This is a genomic window from Candidatus Eisenbacteria bacterium (assembly GCA_035577985.1).
GTDB lineage: Bacteria > Desulfobacterota > Binatia > DP-6 > DP-6 > DATJZY01.
On the sequence record DATJZY010000170.1, the window covers coordinates 1 to 15,862 of the forward strand.

Sequence of the window (15,862 nt, forward strand, 5' to 3'; positions counted from 1 at the left end):
GCACGACGATCGTGCCGATGTCGCGGCCCTCGATCACGATGTTCCCGTGCGCGGCGAGCGAGCGCTGCCGCTCGCGCATCACCTCGCGCACCGCGGTGTGGCGAGCGACGACCGACACCATCCGGTCGATACGCGACTGCCGGATGCCGGAGGTGACGTCGACGCCGGCGATGAACACCCGCCCCTCGTCGTCGAACGTGACGGGGTTCCGCCGCGCGAGCTCGCCCACCGGCTCGGCGTCGCCGAGCGGCAGGCCCTCGCGCAGCGCGAGCCACGTGAGCGCGCGGTACATCGCCCCCGTGTCGAGGTAGCCGAAGCCGAGCCGCTCCGAGAGCTGCTTGGCGACGGTGCTCTTGCCCGCACCCGCGGGCCCGTCGATGGCCACGATCATCGCTGCACGAGTTGGTCGACTAGCTCGAAGAAACCGGGGAAGCTTATAGCCACGCAGTCGGGGTCAACGAGGTCGACGCCCTCCCGCGAGACGAGGCCCGTGATCGCCCCGAGCATCGCGACCCGGTGGTCGCCGCGGGCGTCGATCTTGCCGCCGCGGGGCCGCGCCGGCGTGCCGCGCACCTCGAAGCCGTCCGGCCGGGGCTCGATGCGAACGCCGGCCGCCCGGAGACCCTCGGTCACCGTCTCGATGCGGTCGCTCTCCTTCGCGCGCAGCTCCTCGGCGCCGCGCACGACCGTGCTTCCGTGCGCGAACGCGCCGAGCAGGGCGACCAGCGGCAGCTCGTCGACCAGCCGCGGCACCTCCTCCGCCTCGACCGCGGTCGCGACGAGCGGCGTCGAGCGCACCTCGAGGTCGGCCACCGGCTCGCCGGCCACGGTGCGCCGGTTGAAGACGGCGATCCGCGCACCCATGCGGTCGAGCACGTCGAGCAGCCCGGTGCGCAGCGGGTTGACGTTGACGCCGCGCAGGATCAGCTCCGAACCGTTCAGCAGCACGGCAGCGGTGATCAGCGGCGCCGCCGAGGAGAGCTCACCGGAGATCTCGACGTCGAGCGGCGGCAGCCGGTCGACGGGCCACACCGATACCGACTTCGCGGTGCGGCGGACGCGCACGCCGAGCTCGGCGAACATGCGCTCCGTGTGGTCGCGCGTCGGATGTGGCTCGATCACCGTCGTCGGTCCCGCGCTCGCGTAGAGCGCGGCGATCAGGATCGCCGACTTCACCTGCGCGCTCGCGACCGGGAGAGTCCAGGTGATGCCCTGCAGGTCGCCGCCCTCGATCTCGAGCGGGGCATGGCCCTCGGTGCTGCGGATCGTGGCGCCCATCCGCCGCAGCGGCTCCGCCACGCGCTCCATGGGACGGCGCCGCAGCGACGCGTCACCGTCGAGCGTGCGGCGCCCCCGCCGGCCCGCCACGAGGCCGGCGCCGAGCCGCATGGTCGTACCGGAGTTGGCGCAGTCGATGGCGACGTCGACACCCTCGCCGAGCGCGAGACCCCGGCCGTCGATCTCCGCCGTGTCGCCGTCCCGTCGCGTGGCCGCACCGAGCGTCCGCACGGCCGCGAGCGTCGCCGCGACGTCGGCGCCGCCCGGGATGCCGCGCACGACCGACGTCCCCTCGGCGAGCGCCGCCAGCAGGAGCGCGCGGTGTGCGATCGATTTGTCGCCCGGGACGACGACGTCCCCCGCGAGCGGGCCGCGGCGCCCGCGCACGCGCAGCGGCCGGGTCACGGCTTCGCTCCGAGACGCTGCCGGACCTGGGCGGCGGCGGCGAGCATTCGTTCGAGCGCGGTCGCGTCGCCGCTCTTCATGGCGTGCTCGATCGCGTCGAGCGCGGCGCGAAACTCCGACAGCGCCGCCGCGAGCGCGGGACGATTGCCCAGCGCGATGTCGCGCCAGACTTCGGCCGGGCTGGCGGCGATGCGCGTCGTGTCGACGAACCCGCTGCCGGCGTAGTCGAGCAGCGTGCGACCGTCCTCGGTGCGCCCAGCCACGGCGGCGACCAGCGCGTAGGCGACGAGGTGCGGGAGATGCGAGACCCGCGCGAGGATCGCATCGTGGGTCTCGGGCGTCATCGTCTCGACACGCGCGCCGACACCCTCCCAGAGGGCGCGTACGAGGGCGGCCGCCCCGGGGTCGGTGCGCGGTGTCGGCGTCACGATGCAGAGGCGGCCGCGGAAGAGATCGGCCTCGGCCGCAGCGGCTCCCGCACGCTCGTTGCCGGCGATCGGATGCGCGCCCACGACGCGTCGCGGATCGGGCCAGGCCGCCTCCAGCTCCGCGACCAGCGATCCCTTCACGCTCCCGACGTCCGTCAGCACGGTCGTGGGTCGGGCGTGGGCCCGGAATCGCTCCGCCAAGCGGGCGCAGGTCGCAACCGGCGTCGCCAGGACGATGAGGTCGGCATCCGCGGCCGCGGCCTCGTCCGTGGCGACGCGATCGATGAGCCCGCGCTGGAGCGCGACGTCCAGGTTCGCGCGCGTCCGCCCGAACCCCACCACCTCCCGCACGAGCCCCGCCTTGCGCGCCGCCAGCCCGAGCGAGCCGCCGATCAAGCCGACGCCCGCGAGCGTCATGCGCCCGACGAGCACGCTCATGCACGGCGCTCGGCGAGCACGGCCTCGAGCGCCTGGATGCAGCGCGCGTTCTCCTCCGGCAGGCCGATGCTGACACGCAGGTGCTCGGGAAAGCCGTAGCCGTCCATCGGCCGGACGATCACGCCGCGGGCGAGGAGGGCCTCGTAGATCGGGACGCCGCTGCCGACGCGCACGAGAATGAAGTTCGCCGAGCTCGGAACCCAGGCGAGCCCCAGCCGGTCGAACTCGCGCGTGAGGTAGGCCATGCCCTCGCGGTTGACGGCGAGCGTGCGGCGCACGTGCTCGTGGTCCTCGAGGGCCGCGAGCGCCCCGACCTGCGCCAGCACGTTCACGTTGAACGGCTGCCGCACACGCTCGAGCGCCTCGATGATCGGCGCCGGCGCCACCGCGTACCCGACGCGGAGACCCGCGAGGCCGTAGAGCTTCGAGAACGTCCGCAAGGTCACGACCGGAACCGCCCCATCACCGCGGCACACGACCGTGTCCGGGTACTCGGGATCGGTCACGAACTCGGCGTAGGCGTCGTCGGCGACCACCAGGAGCTGCCGGCCCGCGAGCGCCCGCAGGAACCCCTCCCACGCCGGTCGGCGCACGATCGTTCCCGTGGGGTTGTTCGGGTTCGCGACGAAGACGACGCGCGTGCGCGAGGTCACGGCGTCGGCCATCGCTTCGAGGTCGTGCGTGAAGTTGCGCAGCGGGACGATGCGCGGCGTCGCCGCCACCGCCTGCGTCACCATGCGGTAGATCACGAACGCCTGGTCGGCCATCACGGCCTCGTCGCGCGGGCGCAGGAAGGTCCGGGCCACGAGCTCGATCAGCTCGTTCGAGCCATTGCCGACCATGATCTCGTCGGGCGACACGCCGTGCCGCTCCGCCAGCCGCCGCGTGAGGTAGAACGCCGAGCCATCCGGATAGCGGTGCAGGTTCGGCAGGGCGCGCGCGATGGCCTCGGTCGCCTTCGCGGACGGCCCGAGCGGATTCTCGTTCGAGGCGAGCTTGATCGAGTCGTGGATCCCGAGCTCGCGCTCGAGCTCCTCGATGGGCATGCCCGGCGGATACGGGGCCAGGGTCCGGATCCACTCGGGGACGAGCAAGCGAATGTCCATGCTGCCTCAGCCGGTCCCGCCGGGCGCGGCGGGGTACGACCCGAGCACTTTGGCACGCAGCGCGCGGCGCGCAACCGCCGCCAGCGCCCGCTCGACGCGCCGCTCGCGGCGGTGGCCGCGCAGATCGAGGAAGAAGTAGTACTCCCACGGCCGCTCGCGCAGGGGACGCGACTCGATCTTGATCAGGTCGATGCCGTGCGCCGCGAACGGGCGCAGCAGCTTCGCCAGCACGCCCACCTCGTCGCGCACGCTGACGACGATGGACGTCTTGTCGTCGCCCGACGGCTCGGCGGCATCGTGCCGCCCGAGCACGAGGAAGCGCGTCGTGTTCCCGGCGTCGTCCTGGATGTCGCGCTTCACGACCGCGACGCCGTACGCGTCGGCGGCCGCCTCGGCGGCGACCGCCGCGGAGCCACGCTCCCGCGCCGCACGCTCGGCGGCCGCGGCGTTACTCGGCGCTTCGAGCTGGGGCACGCCCGGCAGGTGCGTCGCGAGCCACTGCCGGCACTGCGCCAGCGCCTGCGGGTGCGCGATCACGCGGCGCACGGCGCCGATCGCGGTCCCGCGCCGGGCGAGCAGGCAGTGCCGGATCGGCAACGAGATCTCGGCGCATATGCTGAGCGGCGAATCGACGAGGAGGTCGAGCGTGTTCGCGACCATGCCCTCGGTCGAATTCTCGACCGGGACGACGCCGAGATCGGCCCGTCCGTTCTCCACGTCCCGGAAGACCTCGGCGACCGTCGGCGCCGGACGGTAGGCAGCCGCGCTGCCGAACTGCTCGAGCGCGGCCAGGTGCGTGTAGGTCGCCTGCGGCCCGAAGTACGCGACGGTGAGGCGCTCTTCGAGGCTCCGCGAGGCGGAGATGATCTCGCGGAAGATCGCGCGCACGTGGGCCGCGGTGAGCGGCCCCGGGTTCGCGCGAACCAGTCGCGCCAGCACGCCCTTCTCGCGCCCCGGCGCGTAGATGGTGCTGTTGCGCCGCGCCTTGTGCGAACCGATCCCGATCACGAGCCGCGCGCGACGCGTGAGGAGTCGGAGCAGCTGGTCGTCGATCCGATCGATCTGCCGCCGAAGCGCTGCGATCGCGGGCGGGCGAGCCATACGGGGTTGCGGTGGGCGTCTACTCTGGGCCCTGCGCTTTTGCAATGCGCGCGCCGCCGAGGAACGCCGCGACGTCGTCCGCGATGCGGGCCGTGTCGCGGTCCGGATCGCGCCAGACGACGTGCGGCTCGTGTCGAAACCACGTGCGCTGGCGTTTCGCGTAGCGCCGCGTCGCGAGCGCCGTCGCCTGCGCGGCCTCGGCGAGCTCCGCGCGCCCCTCGACCACACGCCGCATCTCCGCGTAGCCGAGCGTGCGCCACACCGGCGCCTCGTCCCCGTAGCCGCGTGACGCGAGACGGCGGACCTCGTCGAGCCATCCGGCGGCGAGCATCGCGTCGATGCGTCGCGCGATGCGGGCGTCGAGCGTCGGGGTGGGAACCGCGAGCCCGATGACGAGGGCCTCGAACGACGCGTCGGCGAACGCATGGGTCGCCTGCCATTCCGACAGCCGCCGGCCGCTCGCCATCGACACCTCGAGCGCGCGCACGATGCGCACGGTGTCGTGCGGGTGGATGCGCGCGGCGGCCGCGGGATCGACGTGCACGAGCCCGCGATGGAGGGCCGCGGTGCCCATGCGCTCGGCCATCGCCACGAGCGTCGCGCGCAGGGCGGGGTCGCGCGGCGGCGCCGGACACAGGCCGTAGAGCAACGCCCGTACGTAGAGCCCGGTGCCACCGACCACCAGCGCGTGACGACCCCGGTGGCGGATGTCCGCCACCGCCGCCAGCGCGTGCGCGCGAAAGCGCGCGACGTCGTACGTCTCGTCGGGCGGGACGAGGTCGAGGCCGTGGTGCGCGACGATCTGCCGTTCCTCCGGCGTCGGCTTGGCGGTGCCGATGTCGAGCTCGCGATGCACCTGCCGTGAATCCGCCGAGACGATCTCCGCGCCCACGCGCTGCGCCAGCTCGAGGCCGAGGCGCGTCTTTCCGCTCGCCGTCGGCCCGACGAGACACACCAGGCGCGGGCGCTCCACGCTCACCTCAGCGCTGGAAGAGCGCCTCGACCGCGCTCCGCCGCAGGAGCGCGGCCACCGGCCGTCCGTGTGGGCAGTGGGCGTTCACCGGTACGTCGTCCATCGACGCGAGCAGCGCGTCCACCTGACCGCGCTCGAGGCGCTGGCCGACACGCACCGCGCTGTGGCAGGCGATCGTCGCCAGCACCGCATCGACCGCGCGGGCGACGGCCTCCGATGCTCCCGTGGTCGCGAGCTCGGCCGCGAGCGCCCGCACGAGAGCGCCCGCATCCCGGTCCCGCAGCAGGCGAGGCATCGTGCGCAGGAGATACGTCCCTTCGCCGAACGCTTCGCCCTCGAGCCCGGCGGCGGCGAGCGCCGACGCGTGCTCGGCGAGCGCGCCGCACTCGGTCCGCGACAGGGTGACCGTCTCGGGCACGAGCAGCGCGTCGCGCTCGACACCGCGGGCGGCGTGCTCCGCCTGGAGGCCCTCGAAGAGGACGCGCTCGTGGGCCGCATGCTGGTCGATGAGGAGCGCCTGGCCGTCGCGCTCGCACAAGAGGTAGCCGTCGAAGAGCTGCCCGACGAAGCGGAGCGCGCGGAAGCCGCGGGTCGCGGGCTGCCAGAGGCTTCCCTGGTCGCTCGCCGCCTCCGAGCGGACGACCGGTGGCGACGATCCATAGGGCGACGGCGGCTCGGCCACGCGCTCGGCAGCTCCCGAGGGAGGGATCGGCGCGCTCGCCGGCGCCGGGGGCGCCAGCGCCTGACGAAGCTGCGCGCGGACGGCGCTCGCGACCAGCCGATGGACGCTCGAGCTACGATGGAAGCGCACCTCGAGCTTGGCGGGATGGACGTTCACGTCCATCGTGCCGGGCGACACGCGGATGAACAGCACGACCGCCGGGTAGCGTCCCTTCACGACGAACGACTCGAACCCGTCCAGCACGGCGTGCGTGAGGACGCGATCGCGCACCCAGCGGACCCCCGATCGGCCGCCGCCCGAGAAGCCGACGTACGTCCACAGGAGCCGCGCACTCGACAAGCTCTCGCGTGGCGGGCCGAGCACGCCCGAGATCTCGGCGCCCGGCCCGTCGGCCTCGATCGCGACGAAGCTCGCGGCGCGCTCCGCGCCCAGCACCTGCGCCAGGCGCTGCCGGACGTCCCGCACCGCCGGATAGTGGAAGAGCTCGCGCCCGTCTGCGACCAGACGAACGCCGGTCGTGGGGCTGGCGACCGCGAGCCGGGTGAGCGCGTCGGCGACGTGCCCGACCTCGGTCGCGGGCGTGCGCAGGAACTTCCGGCGCGCCGGCATCGCCTCGAAGAGCCCCGCCACCTCGACCGTCGTGCCCGGCGCCGCGCCGGCCGGTCCTGCGGCGCGCGCGCCGTTCGCATCGGCCTCGACGACGGCGCCCACCTCTGCGTCGGCACGCCGGGTCGTGAGCCGCACGCGCCCGGCAGCCGCGATGCTGGGGAGCGCCTCGCCGCGGAACCCGAGCGTGCCGACGCGGACGAGGTCGGCGATGCCCGTGAGCTTGCTCGTCGCGTGGCGCGCAAATGCGAGCACCGCGTCGTCCGGCGTCATGCCCTCCCCGTCGTCGACGACCGTGATGCCGTCGACCCCGCCTGCGACCAGGCGCACGTCGATCTGCCGCGCACCCGCGTCGAGCGCGTTCTCTGCCAGCTCCTTCACGACCGACGCCGGGCGCTCGATCACTTCGCCGGCGGCGATCTGTCCCTGGACGTCCGGCGGGAGGATCGCGATCTTCGCCACGCGCGCTCCTACAGGACGAACCGCGGGTCCTTGCGCGCGACCCAGGCCTTGATCTCGTCGCGCTGCGCGTCGAGGTCGGGCCGGCCGAGGAGCGCGTACGTGAGCGTCTTGCCCGCCTCGACGGCGGGCTGTCCGAACGGGTCGATGTCGGCGAGATAGCCAGCCGCGACCGTCGCCTGCTCGAACAGGTAGACGAGCTGCCCGACGGTGAACGGCGTCAGTGCGGGCAGGCTCACGGTCACGCTCGGGCGCCCCTGGCGCGCGAGCGCAAATTCGGTCGCGGTCTGCTCGGCGTTCAGCACTCCGCCCAGCGAGTGGCCGCCGAGGCAGGCGACGTCTTCGAGGTCCTGATAGGCGGCGGGAATGGTCAGCGTGTCGCCGTGGTCCTCGACGCGCAGGAACAGCACGAGCTTGTCGTGCGGTCCTTCCAGGTAGAGCTGGAGGTGCGAGTGCTGGTCGGCGCTCCCACGCGCACGGATCGCCGTCTGACCCCACTCGACGCGCCGGCCCGTGCGGTCGACGGCCTTGGCGAGGCTCCCCACCCAGAGCTGCGTGAACCACTCGGCGAGCGCGGCCAGCCGCTCGCTGTAGCTCATGAGGACGACGATGCGGGCGCCCCGGTGTGCCGCCAGGTGCCAGAGGATCCCGGCCAGGGCGAGCGGCGGATCGGCGAAGGCGTGGTCGGCTCGCCGGCTGCGCTCGTCGAGCGCCTTGGCCCCGGCGATGAGGTCGTCGATGTCGACGCCCGCGACCGCCGCCGGAAAGAGCCCCATCGCCGTGAGGGCGCCGAAGCGGCCGTCGACGTCCGGCGGCACGGCCAGCGACGGGAAGCCCTCGTCGTTCACGATCTGTCGCAGCGAGCCGCGCTGCGCCTCGGTGGTGACCAGCAGGTGCCGCTTGTAGTCGACGGCTCCGAGCTCGCGCATGAGCCGGTCGCGCACGATGAGAAAGCGCGCCATCGTCTCGGCCGTGTCGCCCGATTTGCTGACCACGTTGAAGAGGGTGCGGCGCAGATCGACGGAGGCGAGCAGCGCCTGGATCGCCGCCGGATCGATCGAGTCCGCCACCACCACCTGTGCCCCGCTCGCCTGAGGGTCGGCGAGGGCGGTCGTCAGCGCTTCGGCGCCGAGCGCCGAGCCCCCGATGCCGAGCACGACGACGGTGTCGAAGTCGCCCCGTACCTCGTCGGCCGCCCGCCGGATCGCCTCGGTCGGTTGATACGGCAGCTCCGCGAACGGGAGGGCGCCTTCGCCGCGCCGCTGGGCGACCAGGGAGCGCACGCGCTCCAGCTCGGGCCGGAGTCCTTCGAGCGCCGCCGCGTCGATCCCGTCCGCGCCGACTGACGCGGCGAGCGCGCCGTTCACGTCCAGACGGACCGTCTGGGCATCCTGCCCTCGACGGCGCCGGGGTCTCGCCATGGTGGGCGGCATGTATCCACCCGCCGACCCGAGGGTCAAGCTGCCACCCGCGTGCGAGGCGCGACGACGCGCGATATGCTGCGCGCGCGTGGAGATCCCGAAGCTCGCTCCGAGCGTCGCCTCACTGAAGGAACGGCTCGCCCCGCTGCGCGCGCGCGGCGGGCGCGTCGTGTTCACGAACGGCTGCTTCGATCTGCTGCACCCGGGCCACGTGCGCTACCTCGCCGCCGCGCGCGCGCTCGGCGATGCCCTCATCGTGGGCCTCAACGACGACGCGTCGGTGCGACGGCTGAAGGGGACCGGGCGACCGATCCTCGGCGCGGCCGAGCGCGCGGAGGTGCTGGCGGCGCTCGCCGCCGTCGATCACGTGGTGCTGTTCGCCGACGACACGCCCAGGGCGCTCATCGCCGCCCTTCTCCCGGACGTGCTCGTCAAAGGGGCCGACTGGGCCACGGCGGACATCGTCGGGCGCCAGGAGGTCGAGGCCGCGGGTGGCCGCGTCGAACGGATCGAGGTCGTGCCTGGCGTGTCGACGAGCGAGCTCGTGCGGCGCATCCGCGGGGCTTGAGCGATCGCGCCCGGCAGGGTAAGAGTCCGCCCCTCATGGCACGCGTCTGCGAAGTGTGTGGCAAGCATCGTTCGAGCGGCAACAACGTCAGCCACGCGAACAACAAGACCCGGCGGGTGTGGCGCCCGAACCTCCAGCGCGTGCACGCCCGCGTCGGCGCCAGCAACACCCACCTGCTCGTCTGCACCCGCTGCATCCGCAGCGGCAAGATCCTGAAGGCCCGCCCCGCCGCTTCGGCTCGCGTCGGCGCCTAGGAGGCCGGGCCAAGACGTAGTCTTGGCCCGGGGTAGGACGCGAGTGTGTCGCGTCCAGGGCACGCGCGACCGGCATGCCGCGGCCAGCGAAGCTGGCGCGGCTTGCGGCCTGACGACGGCCGACGTTCGGCGCAAGACTAGGACCGCCGAACCGCGACGGCCTCGAGTTCCACGCGGGCGCCGGCCGGCAGCGCCGCGACCTGCACCGTCGAGCGTGCCGGGTACGGCTCCGGAAACAGGCGGGCGTAGACCTCGCCCACCTTCGGTCCGTCGCCGAGGTCGGCCAGGAAGAGCGTCGTCTTCACGACGTCGGCCAGGCCGAGGCCGGCGGTCGCCAGCACGGCCGAGAGGTTCCTGATCGCCTGCTCCGCTTCGGCGACCGCGCCGCCCTGGACGAGGCGGCCGCTCGCGGGGTCGAGACCGACCTGCCCCGCGCAGAACACCAGCGTACCGGTGTCGATCGCCTGGCTGTAGGGACCGATCGGGCGCGGAGCCTCGGGGCTGGTGATGGCGCGTCTCACGTCCGCACGCGCGTGACGCGCATGACGCCGCGCACGCGTCCCAGGTTCTTCATGACGGTGTTCAGCTCCTCGAGGCTGCCGACCATGAGCTCGAAGGTGTTCTGCGACTTGTGGTCGCCGGCGGGGTGGACCTGTGCGCGCGCGATGTTGACGCCGGTCGAGCTGATGGCCTTCGACATCGCCGCCAGCAGGCCTGGTTGATCGATGCAGGTGACCTCGATCTGCACCGCTCGCGGGACGCCCTTCGTGTTCTCCCACGCGACGTCGACGCGGCGCTGCGGATCGGTCTCGAGCACCTTCGGACAATCGTCCGCGTGGATCGTGACGCCCCGACCGCGCGTGATGAAGCCGGCGATGCGCTCGCCGGGGAGCGGCTGGCAACACTTCGCGAAGCGCACGAGCACCTCGCCGTCGAGCCCCGAGACGCGCACGGCGCCCTTGGGCGGCCGCGAGACGAGGCGCATCAGGCGGGCCAGCGCGCCCTCCTTCTGCTCGCGGCGCCGCTCGAGCTCGAGCTCGGGGACGATCTTCACCAGCACCTGCTGGCTCGTGATCTTGCCGTAGCCCACGTCGGCGAGCAGCGCCTCCTCGCCGTTGACGCCCAGCTCGCGCAGGACGCGATCGAGCGTGCCGTCCTTGCGCAGCGTGTTGAGGTCGAAGCCGTGACGGCCCAGATCGCGCTCCAGGATCTCGCGGCCGACGGCGATCGAGCGCTGGCTCTGCTGCGCTTTCACGTAGCCACGGATGCGCGCCCGGGCGCGCGACGTCATGGCGATCTTCAGCCAGTCCTTCGACGGCTGCTGCGTCGAGGTGGTGATGATCTCGACCGTATCGCCGCTCTGGAGCTGATAGCGCAGCGGCACGATGCGGCCGTTCACGCGCGCCCCCGTGCAGTGGCGTCCCACCTCGGAGTGGATGCGGTAGGCGAAGTCGATGATCGTCGAGCCGAGGGGGAAGTTGAGCAGATCGCCTTTCGGAGTGAAGACGAAGACCTCCTCGCTGAAGAGGTCCTCCTTCACGGTGCGCAGGAACTCCTGCGGGTCCTGCAGCTGCTGCTGCCACTCGAGGAGCTGCCGCAGCCACGCGAAGCGCTGGTCGTCGTCCGCGCCGGCGTCGGCGCCGTGCTTGTAGCGCCAGTGGGCCGCGATCCCGTACTCCGCTATGCGGTGCATCTCGCGCGTGCGGATCTGGATCTCGATCCGCTCGCCGTACGGACCGATCACGGTCGTGTGCAGCGACTGGTAGCCGTTCGGCTTCGGGATCGCGATGTAGTCCTTGAAGCGGTTCGGCACGGGCTTCCAGGCCGCGTGCACGACGCCCAGCGCCTCGTAGCACTCGCCGAGCGAGTCGACGAGGATGCGGAACGCGATCAGGTCGTAGATCTGGTCGTAGTGCAGGTTCTGGGCCTGCATCTTCTGGTAGATCGAGAAGAAGTGCTTCGGACGTCCGCTGACCTCGGCCTCGAGGCCGGCTTCGCCGAGGCGCTTGGAGAGGTTCGCGATCACTTCCTTCGTGTACTTCTCGCGCTCGGCCTTCTTCTTCGCGACCGAGCGCTTCAGCTGGTAGTACACCTCGGGGTGCAGGTAGCGCAGCGAGCTGTCCTCGAGCTCGCTCTTGAGCCAGTAGACCCCGAGCCGGTGCGCGAGCGGTGCGTAGATCTCGAGCGTCTCCTGCGCGATGTCGGCCTGGCGCTGCGCATCGAGGTGCCCGAGGGTGCGCATGTTGTGGGTGCGGTCGGCGAGCTTCACGAGGATGACGCGGATGTCGCGAGCCATCGCGAGCAGCATCTTGCGGAAGTTCTCGGCCTGCTTCTCCTCGCGCGAGGTGAAGCTGATCTGGCCGATCTTGGTGACGCCGTCGACGAGGGCTGCGATCTCGGGACCGAAGAGCTGCTCGATCTGGTCGAGCGTCGCGAGCGTGTCCTCGACCGTGTCGTGCAGGAGTCCGGTCGCGATGCTGGGGACGTCGAGGCGGAGCTCGGCGATGATGCCGGCCACGTTGAGGGGATGCGTGAGATACGGCTCGCCCGACTTCCGCCGCTGTCCCTTGTGCACCTCGGCCGAGAACTCGTAGGCGCGCTCGATCACGTCGGTCGGCGCCGACGGGTTGTACTGGCGGACGCGCTCGACGAGGTCGGTGATCGTCATCTGGTGAATGCGACACGGGCGCGCGTCACGATGTCTCCGGCGAGATCCTCCGGCGTGCGCAGAGCCGTGTCCATGACCAGATCGTAGCGACTGTGATCGTGGTAATCGACCCCATAGATGTCGCGATAGCGCCGGCGATCGGACGTCTCGCGAGCCTGGATCTCGGCGAGCCGCGCCGCCGTCGCCCCGCCCTCGCGCGCCGCGATGCGGGCCGCGCGGACCGACTCCGGGCAGTCGAGGAACACTTTCAGCGCCGGGACGCCGGCCTCCTCGGCCATGAACGCCGCGAGGCGGCCTTCCAGCACCGCGTTCCCCACGCGCGCCCGGGCCCGCATGCGATCGTCGAGCTGGCGGTCGATCGTCGGGTCGGTCTCGGCTCGCCGGAGATACTCCTGGAGCGTCAGCCCCGCCTCCTCGGCCTGCCGGCGGAAGATGTTCCCCGCGTAGACGTGCTCGAGCCCGAGCTCGCCGGCCACGAGACGCGCCACGGTCGTCTTTCCGCTCCCCGGCAGGCCCGAGATCGTGATCAGCATCTCACTCGATATTCTGCACTTGCTCGCGCAGCTTCTCCACCTCGCCCTTGCCGTCGACGACGAGGTGATTGATCGCGAGGTCCGACGCCTTCGATCCGGTCGTGTTCAGCTCGCGCTGGATCTCCTGCAGCAGGAACTCGACGCGCTTGCCGATGCTGCCCGCACCGCGCAGCGTCTGGCCGAGCGAGACGAGGTGGCTCTCGAGCCGCACCAGCTCCTCGGTGATGTCGCCGCGCTCGGCCAGCGTGACGATCTCCTGCGCGATGCGCTGGGGTTCGACGTCCGCGGTCTGCCGCAGGCGCTCCACGCGCTCGGCGATGCGCACGTCGAGAGCGGCCAGCACTTCGGGCCGCCGCGCCCGGATCGCGTGGGTGATCTTGCGCAGCGCCGCCGTGCGGCCCAGGAGCTCCCGCTGCAGATGGGCTCCCTCCCGCCGCCGCTCGCGGTCGAAGGCGCGCAGCGCGCCGTCGAGGGCCCGCCGCAGCGCCTTGCGCTCCGGCTCGAGCGCCGGCACCTGCTCGCCCACCTCGAAGAGGTCGGGGAGACGCAGGACGTCGGCGATCGTCACGGTGTCGGCGACCGCGAGCCGGCGCGCGAGCTGGCGTGCGGCGGCCACGTACGACTTCGCCAGCTCGTCACGGACGCTCACGCGGTAGCGCCGTCTCGCGGCGACCGGCGTGCGCGCGATGCCGACGTCCACCCGTCCGCGCTCGACCGCCGCCCGCACGCGATCGCGCACCTCGCCCTCCCACGCCGCGTACTCGCGGGGCAGCGCCACCTTGACGTCGAGGAAGCGTTGGTTGACGCCGCGGATCTCGACCGCGAGGTGCGCCGTCGCCGCGTCGGCAGTCGCCGCGCCGTATCCCGTCATGCTGCGCATGCCGTCCCTACGCGCCTCGCAGCGCCCGCCGGAGCTCGTCGGCGCTGACGGTCGCGGTGCCGATCTTGCCCACGGCGACCCCCGCGGCGTGGTTCGCGAGCAGCGTGGCCTCCTCGAGCGAGCCGCCGGCCCCGAGCGCGAGCGCGCAGGTCGCGATGACGGTGTCGCCCGCGCCCGTCACGTCGAACACCTCGCGCGCGGCAGTCGGGAACTCCTCGACGATGCCGCCCGGCTTGAAGAGCGCCATCCCCTGCTCGCCGCGCGAGATGAGGACCGCCTCGGCCTGCCAGCGGGACAGCAGGCGCTCGCCCGCCTTGCGCAACGAGGCCGCGTCGCGGATCTCGATGCCCGAGGCGGCAGCGGCCTCCTCCCGATTCGGCTTCACCAGCGAGACCCGCCGGTAGCGGTCGAAGTTCGCGCGCTTCGGGTCGACCACCCAGGTGAACGGCCGCTGCCGGTGCGCCTCGGCGAGGGCGTCGAGGAGGGCGCCGTCGATGACGCCCTTGTTGTAGTCGGAGAGCACGAGCACGTCGTGCCGGCGCCAGCGCGCGAGCACGTGCTCGCGCACCCGACGGGTCGCCGCACCACGCCCGCCGGCTGCCTCCTCGCGATCGAGCCGCACCACCTGCTGGTGGTGGGCGATGATGCGCGTCTTCTCGATCGTCGGCCGGCTGCCGTCGACGATCACCCCGTCGGTCGCCGCGCCGAGCGCGCGCAGCATCGCGACCAGCTTCGTTCCGGCGGCGTCGCGGCCGACGATCCCCGAGATGGCGACGCGGCCGCCCAGCGCCCGCACGTTGCTGACGACGTTGCCCGCGCCTCCGGGGCGCGCGTCCTCACGCGTCACGTGGACGACCGGGACCGGCGCCTCGGGCGAGATGCGATCGACCCGACCCCACACGAAGCGATCGATCATGAGATCGCCGACCACCAGCACCCGCACGCGGCGGAAGCGCCCGACGAGACGGGCGAGACGATCGCGGGAGATCCGGGTCATGGGCGCTCCACGTAGCAGGCGAGCGTCCCCTCTGCCATCGCCGCACTCGAAAAACGCGCGCGCACCCGCCGTAGCGCGTGCGCCCCCATCGCCCCGCGCCGGTCCGGATCTGCCGCGAGCGCACCCAGCGCCGCCGCGAGCGCCGCCGGATCCCGCGGCGGCACGAGAAGTCCCGTGACGCCGTCGTCGATCACCTCGGCGAGACCGCCGACGCGGCTCGCGACCACCGGCCGGCCCGCCGCCATGGCTTCGAGCGCCGCGACCCCGAGCCCCTCGTGCAGCGAGGGCAGGACGACCACGTCGGCCGCGGCGAGGCACGCGGCGACGTCGCGCCGGAACCCGGCGAAGCGGACGGCCAGGCCGCTGCGCGCCGCCGCATCGCGGAGCCGAGATTCGAGGGAGCCTGCACCGCAGAAGACCCAGCGAGCCGCAACCGTGCGCGGCATACGGGTCGCCGCTTCGATCAGGACCACGTGTCCTTTGCGCTCCTCGAGAACGCCGAGCACCATGACCAGCGTCTCGTCCGGCCCCACACCCCACTCGGCGCGAAGCGCGTCGCGCGCGCCGGCCGGAGCCGCCAATGCTTCCACGTCGATCCCGCTCGGGACGACGCGGATGCGCCCGGGCTCGACGCCCGCTCGGACGAGCGCCGCGCGTACGCCGTCGGAGATGGCGATCACGCGGTCGACCGCGTGGTTGTAGAGATAGCGCGCCCACGGCCCGCCGCGCGGTACGTAGTCCATGCGCCGGGTGACGACGCGCCGCGCCCCCGTCCCCGCGAGCCACGGCGCCATCGCGTGCGCGCGAGCGGTGTGAAAGTGGACCACGTCGGCGCCGCGCGCGAGGCGGCGCAGGTGGGGAACGGCGCGGACGTCCAGGTGGTTGCGAATCGTGCACGCTTCCACCGGAGCTCCGAGCGCGGTCGCGGCGCTCGCGAGCGGGCTGCCCGGCACCGCCGCCACGACGCTCGTGTGGCCGCGCCGGGCGAGCTCCCGCAGGAGCGTCGTCACCTGCACCTCGCCGCCGCCCCATCCGCACTCCGGGTCCACGTGCAGGACGCGCACC

General features: G+C 72.8%; 16 protein-coding genes. 2 read left to right on the forward strand and 14 right to left on the reverse strand.

The window, feature by feature from the left end; all coding sequences use genetic code 11:
• The 8 genes from cmk to VMS22_24375 all read right to left on the reverse strand — a co-directional run.
• A partial coding sequence (gene cmk / locus VMS22_24340; protein HXJ37170.1) for a (d)CMP kinase occupies window positions 1-391 on the reverse strand: 391 nt, incomplete at its 3' end.
• Complete coding sequence (gene aroA / locus VMS22_24345) at window positions 388-1,683, reverse strand: 3-phosphoshikimate 1-carboxyvinyltransferase (GenBank protein ID HXJ37171.1); 1,296 nt, start codon at window positions 1,681-1,683, stop codon at window positions 388-390. The genes aroA and cmk, both read right to left, overlap by 4 nt.
• Window positions 1,680-2,549, reverse strand: coding sequence for a prephenate dehydrogenase (locus VMS22_24350; GenBank protein HXJ37172.1), 870 nt, complete (start codon window positions 2,547-2,549; stop codon window positions 1,680-1,682). Before VMS22_24350 ends, aroA begins: the two co-directional genes overlap by 4 nt.
• A complete protein-coding gene (hisC, locus tag VMS22_24355; GenBank protein HXJ37173.1) occupies window positions 2,546-3,655 on the reverse strand; it encodes a histidinol-phosphate transaminase in 1,110 nt (369 codons plus the stop codon). The genes VMS22_24350 and hisC overlap by 4 nt, the downstream gene beginning before the upstream one ends.
• Window positions 3,656-3,661: 6 nt before the next feature.
• Window positions 3,662-4,756 (reverse strand): prephenate dehydratase, encoded by a 1,095-nt coding sequence (pheA, locus tag VMS22_24360; GenBank protein ID HXJ37174.1) that lies wholly within the window; start codon window positions 4,754-4,756, stop codon window positions 3,662-3,664.
• A gap of 19 nt (window positions 4,757-4,775) precedes the next feature.
• Window positions 4,776-5,729 (reverse strand): tRNA (adenosine(37)-N6)-dimethylallyltransferase MiaA, encoded by a 954-nt coding sequence (gene miaA / locus VMS22_24365; protein HXJ37175.1) that lies wholly within the window; start codon window positions 5,727-5,729, stop codon window positions 4,776-4,778.
• Between the two features lie 7 nt (window positions 5,730-5,736).
• Window positions 5,737-7,479: a DNA mismatch repair endonuclease MutL gene (mutL, locus tag VMS22_24370; GenBank protein ID HXJ37176.1), complete on the reverse strand. Its 1,743-nt coding sequence runs from the start codon at window positions 7,477-7,479 to the stop codon at window positions 5,737-5,739.
• An 8-nt stretch (window positions 7,480-7,487) separates the two neighbouring features.
• Window positions 7,488-8,897 (reverse strand): glucose-6-phosphate isomerase, encoded by a 1,410-nt coding sequence (locus VMS22_24375; GenBank protein HXJ37177.1) that lies wholly within the window; start codon window positions 8,895-8,897, stop codon window positions 7,488-7,490.
• Window positions 8,898-8,985: 88 nt separating this feature from the next.
• On the opposite strand from VMS22_24375, the gene rfaE2 reads away from it, so the two are divergent.
• Both rfaE2 and rpmB read left to right on the forward strand, forming a co-directional pair.
• Window positions 8,986-9,465: a D-glycero-beta-D-manno-heptose 1-phosphate adenylyltransferase gene (rfaE2, locus tag VMS22_24380; protein ID HXJ37178.1), complete on the forward strand. Its 480-nt coding sequence runs from the start codon at window positions 8,986-8,988 to the stop codon at window positions 9,463-9,465.
• Between the two features lie 35 nt (window positions 9,466-9,500).
• The gene (rpmB, locus tag VMS22_24385) at window positions 9,501-9,719 is read left to right on the forward strand and encodes a 50S ribosomal protein L28 (protein HXJ37179.1); all 219 of its coding nucleotides are present in this window, start codon (window positions 9,501-9,503) and stop codon (window positions 9,717-9,719) included.
• 137 nt (window positions 9,720-9,856) lie between these two features.
• Here the strand turns inward: rpmB and VMS22_24390 are convergent, their stop codons facing one another.
• The 6 genes from VMS22_24390 to VMS22_24415 are packed head-to-tail and all read right to left on the reverse strand — an operon-like array spanning window position 9,857 to window position 15,861.
• Window positions 9,857-10,240, reverse strand: coding sequence for a Rid family detoxifying hydrolase (locus VMS22_24390; GenBank protein ID HXJ37180.1), 384 nt, complete (start codon window positions 10,238-10,240; stop codon window positions 9,857-9,859).
• Window positions 10,237-12,387, reverse strand: a complete 2,151-nt coding sequence (locus VMS22_24395; protein HXJ37181.1) for a bifunctional (p)ppGpp synthetase/guanosine-3',5'-bis(diphosphate) 3'-pyrophosphohydrolase — start codon at window positions 12,385-12,387, stop codon at window positions 10,237-10,239. The genes VMS22_24390 and VMS22_24395 overlap by 4 nt, the downstream gene beginning before the upstream one ends.
• A complete protein-coding gene (locus VMS22_24400) occupies window positions 12,384-12,920 on the reverse strand; it encodes a cytidylate kinase family protein (protein HXJ37182.1) in 537 nt (178 codons plus the stop codon). The genes VMS22_24395 and VMS22_24400 overlap by 4 nt, the downstream gene beginning before the upstream one ends.
• 1 nt (window position 12,921) lies before the next feature.
• Entirely contained in the window at window positions 12,922-13,800 is an 879-nt protein-coding gene (locus VMS22_24405) for a YicC/YloC family endoribonuclease (protein ID HXJ37183.1), read from the reverse strand.
• A 7-nt stretch (window positions 13,801-13,807) separates the two neighbouring features.
• A complete protein-coding gene (gene rfaE1 / locus VMS22_24410; protein HXJ37184.1) occupies window positions 13,808-14,797 on the reverse strand; it encodes a D-glycero-beta-D-manno-heptose-7-phosphate kinase in 990 nt (329 codons plus the stop codon).
• Window positions 14,794-15,861 carry a glycosyltransferase family 4 protein gene (locus tag VMS22_24415; GenBank protein HXJ37185.1) on the reverse strand — a complete coding sequence of 356 codons (1,068 nt, stop codon included), beginning with the start codon at window positions 15,859-15,861 and terminating at the stop codon, window positions 14,794-14,796. Before VMS22_24415 ends, rfaE1 begins: the two co-directional genes overlap by 4 nt.
• Between the last annotated feature and the right edge of the window lies 1 nt (window position 15,862).

Coding starts and splice junctions, on each gene's coding strand:
- VMS22_24350 (HXJ37172.1), bottom strand. CDS start 2,549: ATGAGCGTGCTCGTCGGGCGCATGACGCTCGCGGGCGTCGGCTTGATC.
- hisC (HXJ37173.1), bottom strand. CDS start 3,655: ATGGACATTCGCTTGCTCGTCCCCGAGTGGATCCGGACCCTGGCCCCG.
- pheA (HXJ37174.1), bottom strand. CDS start 4,756: ATGGCTCGCCCGCCCGCGATCGCAGCGCTTCGGCGGCAGATCGATCGG.
- VMS22_24375 (HXJ37177.1), bottom strand. CDS start 8,897: ATGGCGAGACCCCGGCGCCGTCGAGGGCAGGATGCCCAGACGGTCCGT.
- rpmB (HXJ37179.1), top strand. CDS start 9,501: ATGGCACGCGTCTGCGAAGTGTGTGGCAAGCATCGTTCGAGCGGCAAC.
- VMS22_24395 (HXJ37181.1), bottom strand. CDS start 12,387: ATGACGATCACCGACCTCGTCGAGCGCGTCCGCCAGTACAACCCGTCG.
- VMS22_24400 (HXJ37182.1), bottom strand. CDS start 12,920: ATGCTGATCACGATCTCGGGCCTGCCGGGGAGCGGAAAGACGACCGTG.
- VMS22_24405 (HXJ37183.1), bottom strand. CDS start 13,800: ATGCGCAGCATGACGGGATACGGCGCGGCGACTGCCGACGCGGCGACG.
- rfaE1 (HXJ37184.1), bottom strand. CDS start 14,797: ATGACCCGGATCTCCCGCGATCGTCTCGCCCGTCTCGTCGGGCGCTTC.